This window comes from Roseimaritima multifibrata, from assembly GCF_007741495.1.
Lineage (GTDB): Bacteria > Planctomycetota > Planctomycetia > Pirellulales > Pirellulaceae > Roseimaritima > Roseimaritima multifibrata.
In genome coordinates this window covers 3,373,607-3,387,245 of the sequence record NZ_CP036262.1, presented here as the reverse complement: position 1 = coordinate 3,387,245, position 13,639 = coordinate 3,373,607, and the positions used below count along the sequence as shown (strand labels likewise).

The window sequence follows — 13,639 nt, the reverse complement described above, 5'->3', positions numbered from 1 at the left end:
GGTTATGTCTTGGACTGTGTGGCCCGTATCAGACCGAAATGCGGTTGGATGCGTCCATCGCTTTTCGATAGGGAAAGAGAATCACCGCGAAACTCAAAACTCAAAACTCCCACTAAAATCGGTTATCCCCTGGCGGAATACTCGGCCCCGCCGAGGCGTACGGATCTTGGAAAGAGTCGCGGCGAAGTTGATTCCTTGCAGACGTATTGGGTTCGACAATCACGGCCTTCAGCCAACGTAGGTTCTCCACCAATTCCCGCTTCGGTTCATCCAGCGAAGCCAATGCTCGAACGAGCAAACGATATGCGTAACCAGCCGCTCCTAGAGTCAGCGCCAATCCGACTAGGCACATCGTGCCGACCCCTTGGGCCATCGTCCAACCGGCATACTCATGCAGGGCCCAAGCTCCTGTAAACAAGGAACCGGTCAAGGTTGTCATAAAAATGCAGGTGGCCAGTAGCGTAACCACCAACGCGATTCCGATCTGCCGCATCGCATCACGACTATCCAGCGTGAACAACTGAACTTGCAGATCAAATAGATCGGCGACGTCCCTGATGACACGCTTAAAGCCGGAGTCGGGTTGCATTGAATTACCGTTTATTGGGGGAGGAGAGAGCAACAACAAGAAGACCGCCTTAGCGGATTCCCCGTTTGACGATCCAACCGACGGTTAAACCGAGTGCCGCCACCGCAGCGACCACTACAACCGGGTGTCGTTCCAACACATCTTGCACGCTGGAAGGAAAACGGTTCATTCGATCGGATGGCGATGCGATCCCGGCTGGCGGGCGACATCGGTCATTCCGTTCGAGCGTTTCCAAGTGGGGATCTCCCATGGGGAAATTTCCTGTGCGGGAGTTTTCGGCTGGGGATCTATCAAAAGCGATCATCGTTTTTTTGCGCCATTCTTGAAACGTGGTTCAAAGCAAGAGTCACCGCGGTCCTCGCACCGAACCGAAAAGCGGCTCCGGCAAACCCCGCCAGCAGCGAAGTTTTGACAACAGGCGTCTCTTCGGAACGATCGCTTGCTACCGAGTCGCGTTGACCGGTTGCCCGTCCTGTCGATGATTTCACGATGGGCGGAACGACCATGTAGGCAGCGACCGCAACCGCGGGTAACACGACCAATGGATACTTACGAACGTAAAATTTCCAATCGGTCAAGTTGCTGACCTCTTCACGCACTTCATCCATGCCATCGGGGAGACCTGTACGGATCTCCGCCATTTTCTGGCGGATGGCAGCTGCTTGCTTTTCGGTCACCGAGGTTGCCACGTTGAAATCTTTCGTTCTCGCTGTTGTGAAACAAATGGAAGGAGTGCGATGCGGTTAAAACGGATTTAGCGGTTCCGCCGGCCCATCAGCAGAACGGCGCCCGCTAGAATCCCGGCACCGAAAGCGATCGCCAGTGATTCGGCTGGACGTTCGCGGACGGTACGAGCCAGTTTCTTCGACAGATCGCCACTCGCCTCCGCGATCCGGCCGTAACCTTCACGAGCGTAACGAGCCGCTTCGTCAGCGTACTGACCGGCCATTTCCTGAGCGTCGCCGGCGTATTGCTGGGCGTTACTTGCGACCGTTTGACCAAAGCTTTCGCCTCGCTGAGCGACGTCCGAGATAAACGCTTCGATCTCTTGCTTCGACGCTCCGGTTTTTCGCTGAACCACACCAACCAGCTCACCCGCTTCGCCGCGAAGTTGCTGAAAATCGTTTTCGGTCAATTGCCCCCAACGTTCCTGCAGGCGGCTTTTGACTTCGTTCCACTGGCCTTTTAGCTCTTCCTTCGTCGACATGTCTGATTCCTTTAGAGGTAAATGCTGAATCGCCCGGTTTGCGAATATACGTCGCGATTGCGAAAGAAAATCGTCCGTTTGCAATTTCTGCTTTCAGAGGTACGGGATATGCAATATCCGTACCAACAAGCCGAAAACAGAGGCTTGGATGGTTTTTCGCGCAATCCAATCAAGATTCGCATTCCAACCGATCATCTTGCCTGGAAATCGGTCAGAGGAGTCAAAAGAGAACGCTCCTCGCCATACGGATAGAGATGCCCAATCGACATCGACCACCTAGAATCCGTTTGACTTTTACACCACTTTTTAGAAGGCCCAATTGAATGGCGACCAACAAAAAAACAATGAAACGCGAGATTTTGCCCGCCGACCAACAGAAGAAAGTCGTCGGATTGCTGCAGGCAAACTTAGTCACCGTGATCGATCTAGCCCTCTTCCTAAAGCAGGCTCATTGGTCCGTTGTGGGGAGAGGTTTCCGATCGGTCCATCTTCAATTAGATGAGATCATCGAATCCGTTCGCGAAGGCAGCGACGAAATCGCAGAGCGGATTAGCACACTTGGCGCGGCGCCCGACGGTCGCTCGTCGACGGTAAGCGACAAATCAAAACTAAAAAAATACCCCGAGGGATTCCAGAAAGCGCCCACCACGGTTTCCCTGGTCGCCGACGCTCTAAAGACGACCGTCGATCAACTAAGAAACTCGATCGCAAAACTAGGCGACCTAGACCCGATCAGCGAAGACCTCTGCATCGGAATCTCAGCGGGTCTAGAGAAGCATCTATGGATGGTCCAATCGCAGGAGGTGTAGCGGAGCGGAGCGGGGAGACAAGGAGACAAGGAGTGAAGGAGTGAAGGAGTGAAGGAGTGAAGGAGTGAAGGAGTGAAGGAGTGAAGGAGTGAAGGAGTGAAGGAGTGAAGGAGTGAAGGAGTGAAGGAGTGAAGGAGTGAAGGAGTGAAGGAGTGAAGGAGTGAAGGAGTGAAGGAGTGAAGGAGTGAAGGAGTGAAGGCGGCGCGGGGACGTTGGGGTTGCGGTCTAAGATTACTGCTTTGAAAGCTGGGATATGCCCGTTTGTGGATTTTTCCTCGTCAACAATGATCAAAGTACTCAACTCCGTGTCTCCGTGTCTCCCAACTCCCAACTCCCAACTCCCAACTCCCAACTCCCAACTCCCAACTCCCAACTCCCAACTCCCAACTCCCAACTCCCAACTCCCAACTCCCAACTCCCAACTCCCAACTCCCAACTCCCGACTCCCGACTCCCGACTCCCGACTCCCGACTCCCGACTCCCGACTCCCGACTCCCGACTCCCTTTCTTTGTCCCTAGAGGCTGGGTAAAGTTACGGGCGTACAGATTGTGTCTTATTGGATGTCCGCAGCGGGAGGCTTTTTCGGATGGCACGCAATGAACAATTGATTCGTCAGCACAAGATTTTGCAGCTGCTGGAAATGGCGAGGTTTGGGCGGACGTTGGATGAGATCCGCGATGACTTGGTTCAAGACCTTGGCTTGAGTTCGCTCCATGAGCGGACCGTTCGCCGAGACCTGGAAGCCTTGATGGCGGCTGGATTTGACATCCAAGATGAAGTTCTCCAGCGTGGCAAAGTCTACAAGCTGGGCCGCACCGAACGGGGCGTTCATAAGATCACCGCGACCGCGACCGAGCTGATTGCGCTTTCAATCGGCCGGGATCTCCTTTTCCCGCTTGCCGGGACTCAGTACTGGAAGGGAATCGAATCTTTTTGGAATAAAATCCAAGAGGAAATGCCCGATGGCGTCTGGGACCATTACCAGCGGTTTCGACGCAGTGTCCACGTGATGGGCGGCCCCACCAAATCTTATGACAAACAGGAAGGGATGCTGCGGACGATCAATCGAGCGATCGCTGAGCACCGGATCCTGGAGATCGATTACGAGTCCGTCGGACGCCCGATAACGACTCGGATGATCGAACCCTATGGCTTGGCGGTCTACCAATCCAGCCTCTACGTGGTCGCTGCGGCGGCGGAAGTGACCGACCCCGAGCAGCGGATGCGGCACTGGAAACTGGACCGTTTTCACAAAGCGACCGCCTTGGACGAGTGGTTCAAACCGGACCCCGAAGTCGACGTTTCCAAGCATTTGAAGAACAGTATCGGGATTTTCTCGGGCGATTCCCCGACTCCGGTCACCATTCGGCTTGGCAAGCGAGCGGCCGCCTGGGTCCGCGAGGATCCTTGGCACCCCGAACAACAACTGGAAAAACAGTCGGATGATTGCTTCCTGCTGACCGTTCCGACCTCACATCCACGTGAAGTTTTGCCGAAGGTTTTGGCTTTGGGAGCGGACGCGGAGGTCGTCGGGCCGGATTCGATCCGTTCTGCGGTCGCCGAAGTGATCGAAAAACTGGCCAAGGCGTACTGCAAACCAGCGGGAGCCAGCGATCAAGCTGGAGATTAAAATCGGCTCGACCGGCCGTTCCGGACAACCTAACCGGTCAATCCTGCCTGCGTAGCATTGACGTTCAGGTACCCGCTTTCTAAATTCGTGCCCAAATGGCTCGTCCGATTTCGGTTGCATTTACGCCGTTAAGGAGCGACGAGCTTTAACGGACCTTTTGAGCGTCAGTTGATCTTGACTGGCGGCTTGATCCATAACCTCGAGGAAAACATGGCAAAAAAAGCGGCTTCTCCTAGTAAAATGGTCTATTACTTCGGCAAAACTAAGACCGAAGGACGCGGGAAAGCAAAATCCCTGCTCGGCGGAAAAGGTTTGAACCTAGCCGAGATGACCGCTATCGGACTGCCCGTCCCTCCGGGATTCACAATCACGACCGAAGTTTGTGACTCCTACTACAAAAATGGCAAAAAACTACCTGCTGGCTTGATTGAAGAAGTCAACAAGGCAGTTGCCATCATGGAAAAGGAACTGAAGAAGAAATTTGGCGACGACGCCAACCCATTGCTGGTATCGGTTCGCTCGGGAGCTGCCGTCAGCATGCCCGGAATGATGAACACGATCCTGAACCTAGGGTTGAACGACGCCGCGACCGAAGGTCTTGCCAAGCAGACCAACAACGCCCGTTTTGCATACGACGCCTACCGTCGCCTGATCAACATGTTCGGTGACGTTGTCATGGGCATGGATCACCACACGTTCGAAGCTGCCTTCGACAAGATCAAAAAGAAATACAAAGTTAGCGATGACACCGACGTTCCTGCAGAAGGTCTGAAGGAATTGTGCGAAGCGTACAAAACGGTATTCGAAAAGCACGCGGGAACGCCATTCCCTCAAGATCCAATCGAGCAACTTTCGCTCGCCGTTGAAGCGGTTTTCGGATCGTGGAACACCGCTCGAGCCGTCAGTTATCGTCAAATCGAAAACATTCGCGGACTGCTGGGAACGGCCGTCAACGTTCAGTCGATGGTCTATGGCAACATGGGCGACGATTCGGGAACAGGCGTTGCTTTCACCCGCAATCCAAACACCGGCGAAAACAAGTTCTTCGGCGAATTCCTGATCAATGCTCAGGGCGAAGACGTTGTTGCAGGGATTCGTACCCCACAACCTGTCGCTGAGATGCCCAAGTGGAACAAAGCTGTCCACAAGCAACTGCTTGAAATCAAGGACACTTTGGAAACTCACTACAAAGAGATGCAGGACATCGAGTTCACCATCGAAAAGGGAACCCTTTTCATGTTGCAAACTCGTACCGGCAAACGGACCGGAGTCGCTGCGGTCAAGATCGCTTGCGACATGGTCAAAGAAAACCTGATCGACAAGAAGGAAGCTGTCCTTCGCGTTCCAGCAAACGATTTGACTCAGTTGCTTCTACCAAGCTTCAAAACGACCGCTCGCAACGCCGCCGACGTTTTGGCTCGCGGCTTGCCAGCTTCGCCAGGTGCCGCTGTTGGAACGCTTTCGTTTGACGCTCAAGACGCCAAAGCCCGTGCGGCCGAAGGCGAAAAAGTGATCCTGGTTCGTAAAGAAACCAGTCCTGAAGACGTCGACGGCATGCACGCTGCAACCGGCATTCTGACCAGCACCGGCGGAATGACCAGTCACGCCGCTGTGGTTGCTCGTGGTTGGGGCAAGTGCTGCGTCGCCGGAGCCGGCGATGTTCAGATCGACGAAAAAGCAAAGAAGATCACCGTTTCAGGACGGACCTTCAAAGAAAAAGATGTCCTCAGTTTGGACGGAACGACCGGCGAAGTGATGGCTGGCGAAGTCGAAACTCAAGAGCCAACGCTGTCGGGCGACTTCAGCAAATTGATGGGCTGGGCCGATGAGTTCCGCACATTGAAAGTTCGTACAAACGCCGATTCGCCTGCGGACAGCAAGCGAGCCCGTGATTTCGGAGCCGAAGGCATTGGCCTTTGCCGTACCGAACACATGTTCTTCGAAGGCGATCGCATCACCCACATGCGGTCGATGATTTTGGCCGACAACGAAAAAGACCGTCGTGCCGCCCTGAAGAAACTGCTTCCGTTCCAACGGAAAGACTTCGAAGGCATCTTCAAAGCCATGAACGGATGCCCTGTAACGATCCGCCTGTTGGATCCACCATTGCACGAGTTCTTGCCTCACGAAGACAAGGCTCAGAAAGAAATGGCAGCGGAACTTGGCGTCAAGCCAGCCGACGTGCGTCGTCGCACCGAATCGCTCCACGAATCGAACCCAATGTTGGGTCACCGTGGTTGCCGTTTGAGCGTGACCTATCCAGAAATCCTGGAAATGCAGGTTCGCGCCATCGTTGAAGCCGCCATTAAATGTGCCGGCAAAAACATCGACGCTCAGCCGGAAATCATGATCCCACTGATCGGAACCGCTGCTGAACTACGAGTTCTTCGCGAACGCGTTGAAGCCACGATCGAAGAAGTCACCACTCAGAAGAAATTCGAAGGCGACCTGAAGATTTTGATCGGAACGATGATCGAAATCCCACGTGCCGCTTTGACCGCAGACGAAGTCGCCGAATACGCCGACTTCTTCAGCTTCGGCACCAACGACCTGACGCAGATGACGTTTGGTTACAGCCGTGACGATGTCAACACGTTCCTTCCTGACTACTTGGCAAACGATCTTCTCCCATGTGACCCATTCCAGTCGATCGACGTCGCTGGCGTTGGTCAGTTGGTTGAAATCGGAGTCACCAAGGGACGTAGCGTCAAGAAGAAATTGAAAATCGGCATCTGTGGCGAACACGGTGGCGAACCAGCGTCGATCGATTTCTGTAATCGCGTCGGACTGGATTACGTCAGCTGCAGCCCATTCCGAGTGCCAATCGCTCGCCTTGCTGCTGCTCAAGCTGCACTGAACAAATAAGGTCTTTGAAAGACCGCCACTTTTAAACAAGTGATTGAATGCGGCGGGCAGAGATGTCCGCCGCATTTTTTTGTATCCCTCCGTTTCCATCAGACGATCCCAAGAGATTCCCGATGACCGATATTCATGAAGAGTACGACCGAGTCGAAAAGCTAATCGACAACGAAGAATACCAACCCGCAATCGAAGGTCTGCTAGGGATCGTCAAGCAAGACGACTCCTTCGTGCTGGGGCACCTGGCGCTGGCACGCGTTTACACCAAAACCGGGCAACATACCGAAGCGATCGAACACGGCAAAAAGGCCTGCGAACTGGAGCCTACCGACGCGTTCAATTACACCGCCCTCAGCGTCACCTATCAACGAGCCTGGGCAGGCACCCAAGAGCAGGAATACATCCAGTTGGCCGAAGACGCGATGGCAAAGGCCCGCGAACTAGAAGGCTAATCAAGGCGGCCAACTCAAACGGTTCCGCAAGATTTCGCAAGCAGGCAGTCAGGGCATCCCTGGCTGCCGAAATGCTCCCCCACCGCGTCACGGGCCGTCGTGCGATTGGGAAGCGAAGCAAGCACGTAGCCTTCCGCGCGGGATGTGAAATCTATATATGAAGGCTTTACAGCCGTTGACGAGTCTCCCTGGGGCCGATTGAACGTAGCCCGGAGGGCGGCAGATACTTGCCGGCGGCGTCAGCCGCCGGAGTGGGAATCGCAAAAAGGAAAGCCCAGCGGGCGACAGAACCACTCTGGTCTGTCGCCCGCTGGGCTTAACTGCGCACGCACGCAAGGTTTCCGTTGGCTTACGCCAACGGCAAATATCTGCCGCCCGCTGGGCTAAAAGCACCGCACTCAAACTCGGATGGGCAGGGTTAAAAACGTCACCAATGAATCCGCCCGTCGGGCAATCGCCCAATGCCATCTACTTTGGCATCTGCGGACGGTATTCCTAGCGGATCGGCACAAGCCGACCGGCAGGTTCATTGTGTTTTCAAAGCGAATGCCGGACGGCTCGCTCCGTTCCGCTAAGAAAGTAGATGGCACTGGACAATCGCCCCCCCAACTCCCAACTCCCAACTCCCAACTCCCAACTCCCAACTCCGTGTCTCCGTGTCTCCGTGTCTCCACCCCCCGCCCCCCCCAAAAAGCGGCAAAAGTTGACCGGAGTAAGGCGATCGATTAGCCTTTTAGTCTGGCCGTACGTCGCGTTCTCCCACATTCCCACCTTGAGGCTCGTTTTCCTAAATCAGGTGCGAGTAAACAGCAACTGCCATGCGAACCTTTGCGTTAGTACTCTCCTTGGCGACCCTCGCCTTCGCGCTTCCAAAGGCGACCTTTGCCGAAGATGGTTTCGTGCCGATCTTCGACGGCAAGACTCTCGATGGCTGGGACGGAAACCCAGCTTTCTGGAGCGTTGAAGATGGAGCGATCACCGGCCAAACGACTGCCGAAAAACCGACGAAGGGAAACACTTTCCTGATCTATCGCGGCAGTGAAGTTGGAAACTTTGAACTCAAGTTTGAATACAAACTGATCGGCGGAAATTCCGGAGTTCAATACCGGAGCTTTGAAGTTGATCCAGAAGAATCGAAGTGGGTTGTCGGTGGCTATCAAGCCGACTTCGAATCGGGCAAACGTTACTCCGGCATCCTTTACGGCGAACGTTTTCGTGGGATCCTCGCCGACCGCGGTCAAAAAACGGAATTGACTCGCGAAGACGGAAAATTCAAAGTCAACGTGGTCGCCTCGGTCGGTGATTCTGATGCGATCCAAAAGAAGATCAAAAGCGAAGACTGGAACGAGTACACCGTCGTTGCCGATGGTTTTCACTTCACGCACAAAATCAATGGTGTAGTGACCAGCGAATGCATCGACAACGATGCTGAAGAGCGTCGTGCAACCGGAATCCTGGCGTTGCAAGTCCACGCGGGTCCTCCGATGAAAGTCCAATTCCGTAATGTCCGTCTGAAAAAACTTCCTGCCGAAAAAGAGGTTAGTGCCGACAAATCGGACGGCAAGAAAGTCGTTTTCTTGGCCGGGAAACCGAGCCACGGTTATGGCTCGCATGAGCACTACGCAGGTTGCCTGCTATTGGCCAATTCGCTGAAAGAAGCGATGCCCGGATACGACGTCAAAGTTTTTCGACAAGGCTGGCCCGAAGAAGGCGTTGAAGCCCTGAAAGACGCCGATACGGTCGTCGTCTACTGCGACGGTGGTGAACGTCATCTGCTGAATCCTCACCTGAAGGAATTTGATCAACTGATGGATCAAGGCGTTGGCCTGGTCTGTTTGCATTACGGAGTCGAAACACCTAAAGGAGAACCTGGCGACGCGTTTCTGGAGTGGATGGGTGGATATTTTGAAGCCGATTGGTCGGTCAACCCTCACTGGGACGCGGAATTCAAAAGCTTTCCCGACCACCCGATTTCTCGCGGCGTCGAACCGTTCACGATTAATGACGAGTGGTACTACCACATGCGATTTCGCGATGGCATGAAGGGCGTCACCCCGATCCTTTCCGCTCACCCACCTGAAACAACTCTACGTCGTCCCGACGGCCCGCACAGTGGCAATCCAGCGGTCCGCAAAGCGGTTGCTAACAACGAAATCCAGCACGTCGCTTGGGCTTCGGAACGAGACGGTGGCGGACGTGGGTTCGGGTTCACTGGCGGTCACTTCCACTGGAACTGGGGTCAACAAGATTTCCGTACCGCCGTTCTTAACGCGATCGTCTGGACGGCCCACGGAACCGTGCCAGAAAACGGTGTCAAAACCGATGACCCTTCACGGTCCCAGCTAGAAGAAAACCAAGACGAGCCCAAGCCAGCGGCCAAAAAGGTCAGCGCCACCAAGGCTGAAGCCCAGCCCAAAGTGGGACGCAAGATTCAACGCAAGGCCACCGTTTCGACCGACGCAAAAAAAAAAGCGTAACGCCCCTCTTTCGTAGCGAAGTCGTTAGCGAAAAAACTCCGGGACATTCGGTCGCGATCGATGTCCCGCTAAAAGGTGCGAAACAGTTATTCCTCGTCGTCACCGATGGTGGCGATGGCTTTAGTTTTGACTGGAGCGACTGGGCCGAACCACGGTTGGTGGGACCGAGCGGCGAAAAGAAGCTGACCGACCTGAACTGGAAGTCTGCCGATTCGCAGTGGGGCAAAGTTCAAAAGAACAAAAATGCAGGTGGCAAGGACCTGCGGATCGCAGGCCAACCGGTTGCCTACGGCATCGGCACCCACGCGAATTCAACGATTGTGTTCGATCTGCCTGCAGGCTACGACCGATTTGTCGCCCGTGGCGGCCTTGATAACGGCGGGATCGATCAGGCAGGCAAAGCCTCGGTGCGATTCCTGGTCTACGATCAATCGCCTCCTCTCAGCGAACTGACCGGTGGAGCCTCGCACGAAGCTTCTGCGGCACTTGATGGCCTAGAAGTCGGTGTGGGCCTGTCGGCTTCATTGTTCGCTGCAGAGCCCGAACTGCTCAGTCCTTCCAATATCGACATCGATGCTCGTGGCCGCGTCTGGGTTTGCGAAATCGTCAATTACCGTAGGCATCTAGGAAAACGGCCCGAAGGGGACCGAATCCTGATCCTGGAGGATACCGACGGCGACGGGCAAACCGATAGCCAAAAGGTGTTCTACCAAGGGACCGATATCGATTCGCCGCACGGAGTCTGCGTTTTGGGCGATCGCGTTATCGTGTCCGCCGGTTCCCAGGTACTGGTCTTTACCGACGCGGACGGCGACGATAAACCGGAAAAGAAGGAAGTCCTATTTTCCGGGATCGGCGGCAGCCAACATGACCACGGCATCCACGCAGTGATGGCCGGCCCCGATGGAAAGCTGTACTTCAACTTTGGTAACAACGGTCGTCAAATCAAAGATCGTGATGGCAACCCGATCATCGATGTCGCTGGAAACGAGGTGACGGCCAACCGTAAACCGTACCAGGAAGGAATGGTCTTTCGCTGCAACCTGGACGGCAGTGAATTCGAGACATTGGGCTGGAATTTCCGCAACAACTGGATGGCGACCGTCGATTCCTACGGAACCATTTGGCAATCCGACAATGATGACGATGGCAACCGAAGCGTCCGCATCAACTACGTAATGGAATTCGGCAATTTCGGATACAAGGATGAAATGACCGGGCAAGCCTGGAATACCGAGCGAACGGGGATGAGCCCCAACATTCCTGAACGACACTGGCATCTAAATGATCCCGGCGTCGTCCCTAACCTTCTGCAGACGGGCGCTGGATCTCCCACCGGGATCGCGGTCTACGAAGGAGACCTATTGCCGATGTTCCGCGGCCAGTTGCTGCACTGTGACGCTGGACCAAACGTCTGCCGCAGCTACATTCTGGCAAAAGACAAAGCCGGATACACAGCAACCATTCGCAACATCCTGACCGGGACAACCGACAAATGGTTCCGCCCCTCCGATGTCAAAATCGCTCCCGACGGATCGCTGATCATTGCCGACTGGTACGACCCCGGCGTTGGTGGACACGGAATGGGAGACCTAGAACGGGGACGTCTGTTCCGGATTACCCCGTATGACCACGATGGCACTTACAAGGTTCCCGCGTTCGATTTCTCGACCGTTGACGGGGCCATCGTCGGCTTGCACAGCCCGAACGCGGCAGCTCGTTTTCAAGCTTGGCAATCGCTGCACGCGATGGGCGAGAAGGCCGTCCCTGCACTGCTGAAGATGGCGGAGTCGGCGGACCCAATCTATCGAGCTCGCGCACTTTGGCTGCTTGGCAAAATCGAAGGGCATGGGAACCAAGCCGTGCAAATGGCGTTGGCCGATAAAGATTCCAATCTGCGAATCGTCGCGATTCGTCTCGCTCGGCAATTGAAACTGGACACACAAACCTATCTTGGCGGAACAATAAACGATGCCTCACCACAGGTGCGCCGCGAACTTCTGATCGCCCTGCGAGGGAATGCGTCGGATCAGATGCCAACATGGTGGGCAGACCTTGCGATTCAATACGACGGCAAAGATCGCTGGTACCTGGAAGCCCTCGGGATCGCTGCATCCGGACGGGACGATGCTTGTTTTGATGCCTGGATGGAGATGGTCGACGGAAACTGGAACACCCCAGCAGGCCGAGACCTTGTTTGGCGACTTCGCTCCGACAAATCGCTCCCCTTACTGGTCAAAATCTTGCAAGATCCGAACCTGAAGGAAGCCGAGCAAGCACGATACATGCGTGCTTTCGATTTCCATAAGGGACCTGCCAAAGAAGCGGCTTTGCTAAAACTACTGGGACTGTAATGAGAAAACTATTGATGCCGAAGTTTCGCAGCGTGTCGCATCACAGCGGACTGAAAGGTCGATTTTGCGCGATCGTTTTAGGATGCTTTGTCGGGATTGCCAGCGATGTCACGATGGCGATGCAGACGCAGGAAGTGACCGCCAAAGACAAAATGGTTGTCGAGGCGGTCACGCGTCTGCAGAACTTTGACATCGAATCCTCTCCGCCAGCGAAAGCCGCCGTGCTGCGGTACGTGCAAGCTGACTTTGGATCCGAACAAGGCCTCGCCCTAATCGAACGATTCAAACTGATCGGATTGGCAGACGACTTGGCTGACTTTGCGGTGAAACATCCTGATGACACCGCAGGCGTTCGCGCCGCGTCGATCCTGTTTACGTTAAATAAGCAAAACCTACTGGAACAGCGTATCGCGTCGGAAAATCAGGAGGAAGCGATCGCCGCGTTGAAGCTCATTGGCCGCACCGGAGGGAAGCAATGTCTGCCACTCCTGATGCCTTTGATCGACGACAACGCCCAACCGGTGGCCCTCCGCGTCGCCGCGCTCACGGCGATCGGACACCGTATCGATGCTCAGCGCCGCATTCTAAAAAAGGTCATCGCAAAGAAGCTTCCCAAAGAACTGGAATTTGCCGCAGCCAATGCCCTGCTCTCTTCACGTGACGATGCGATCCGCAAAAGCGCGGACGAGCATTTGCAGTTACCCGCGACCGCCGATAGCCAACCGCTGCCAACAATCGCCGAACTGGTAAAGCGTAAAGGCAACGCAGGTAATGGAAAAACCTTGTTTGCAACAACCGGGACATGCATCCAATGCCACAAAGTGAAAGGAACTGGCAAAGATGTCGGCCCAGACCTTTCCGAAATCGGCAGCAAATTGTCTCGAGAAGCGATGTACGTTTCCATTCTCGATCCCAGCGCAGCGGTCAGCCACAACTATGAATCGTACACTCTGGTAACCGACGCTGGAGACGCCGTTACGGGGTTGCTGATCAGTGAAACCGACGATTCCACAACACTAAGGACAGCCGAAGGGATCGATCGGAAATTCGCAGCCGACGAGATCGAGCTATTTCAGAAGCAGCCGAATTCGATCATGCCGCAAGACCTGCAGCGTCTGCTGACCGTGCAACAGTTGGTCGACATCGTCGAGTACACCATGACGCTGAAGAAGTAGTGCATATCGCGATCGAAGTGCAATAAACGCGGGAACGACCTGGCCGCGAAAACACGCCCCATGCCAGCTTGCCTGGCTTGAAGCCA

General features: G+C 54.8%; 11 protein-coding genes. 7 read left to right on the top strand and 4 right to left on the bottom strand.

Annotated features, from left to right (window positions below):
* Positions 1 to 112: 112 nt before the first annotated feature.
* The 4 genes from FF011L_RS12290 to FF011L_RS12275 form a co-directional block, all read right to left on the bottom strand.
* Entirely contained in the window at positions 113 to 589 is a 477-nt protein-coding gene (locus FF011L_RS12290; RefSeq protein ID WP_145351948.1) for a phage holin family protein, read from the bottom strand.
* 49 nt (positions 590 to 638) lie between these two features.
* On the bottom strand, positions 639 to 839 hold the full coding sequence (locus tag FF011L_RS12285; RefSeq protein WP_145351947.1) for a hypothetical protein: 201 nt from the start codon (positions 837 to 839) through the stop codon (positions 639 to 641).
* 40 nt (positions 840 to 879) lie between these two features.
* Positions 880 to 1,278 (bottom strand): hypothetical protein, encoded by a 399-nt coding sequence (locus FF011L_RS12280; protein WP_145351946.1) that lies wholly within the window; start codon positions 1,276 to 1,278, stop codon positions 880 to 882.
* A 65-nt stretch (positions 1,279 to 1,343) separates the two neighbouring features.
* Positions 1,344 to 1,796, bottom strand: coding sequence for a CsbD family protein (locus FF011L_RS12275; RefSeq protein ID WP_145351945.1), 453 nt, complete (start codon positions 1,794 to 1,796; stop codon positions 1,344 to 1,346).
* Positions 1,797 to 2,119: 323 nt separating this feature from the next.
* Between FF011L_RS12275 and FF011L_RS12270 the strand changes: the two genes are divergently transcribed.
* The 7 genes from FF011L_RS12270 to FF011L_RS12235 all read left to right on the top strand — a co-directional run bounded on the left by FF011L_RS12270 (position 2,120) and on the right by FF011L_RS12235 (position 13,553).
* Positions 2,120 to 2,605, top strand: coding sequence for a Dps family protein (locus tag FF011L_RS12270; RefSeq protein ID WP_145351944.1), 486 nt, complete (start codon positions 2,120 to 2,122; stop codon positions 2,603 to 2,605).
* A 587-nt stretch (positions 2,606 to 3,192) separates the two neighbouring features.
* Positions 3,193 to 4,236: a helix-turn-helix transcriptional regulator gene (locus FF011L_RS12260; RefSeq protein WP_145351942.1), complete on the top strand. Its 1,044-nt coding sequence runs from the start codon at positions 3,193 to 3,195 to the stop codon at positions 4,234 to 4,236.
* Between the two features lie 210 nt (positions 4,237 to 4,446).
* The gene (gene ppdK, locus FF011L_RS12255; RefSeq protein ID WP_145351941.1) at positions 4,447 to 7,101 is read left to right on the top strand and encodes a pyruvate, phosphate dikinase; all 2,655 of its coding nucleotides are present in this window, start codon (positions 4,447 to 4,449) and stop codon (positions 7,099 to 7,101) included.
* Between the two features lie 113 nt (positions 7,102 to 7,214).
* Positions 7,215 to 7,547: a tetratricopeptide repeat protein gene (locus FF011L_RS12250; protein WP_145351940.1), complete on the top strand. Its 333-nt coding sequence runs from the start codon at positions 7,215 to 7,217 to the stop codon at positions 7,545 to 7,547.
* An 818-nt stretch (positions 7,548 to 8,365) separates the two neighbouring features.
* Positions 8,366 to 10,024, top strand: coding sequence for a DUF1080 domain-containing protein (locus tag FF011L_RS26835; protein WP_145351939.1), 1,659 nt, complete (start codon positions 8,366 to 8,368; stop codon positions 10,022 to 10,024).
* 158 nt (positions 10,025 to 10,182) lie between these two features.
* Positions 10,183 to 12,378 carry a PVC-type heme-binding CxxCH protein gene (locus FF011L_RS12240; protein WP_246109913.1) on the top strand — a complete coding sequence of 732 codons (2,196 nt, stop codon included), beginning with the start codon at positions 10,183 to 10,185 and terminating at the stop codon, positions 12,376 to 12,378.
* 14 nt (positions 12,379 to 12,392) lie between these two features.
* Complete coding sequence (locus tag FF011L_RS12235) at positions 12,393 to 13,553, top strand: c-type cytochrome (protein ID WP_218933165.1); 1,161 nt, start codon at positions 12,393 to 12,395, stop codon at positions 13,551 to 13,553.
* The last annotated feature ends 86 nt before the right edge of the window (positions 13,554 to 13,639 follow it).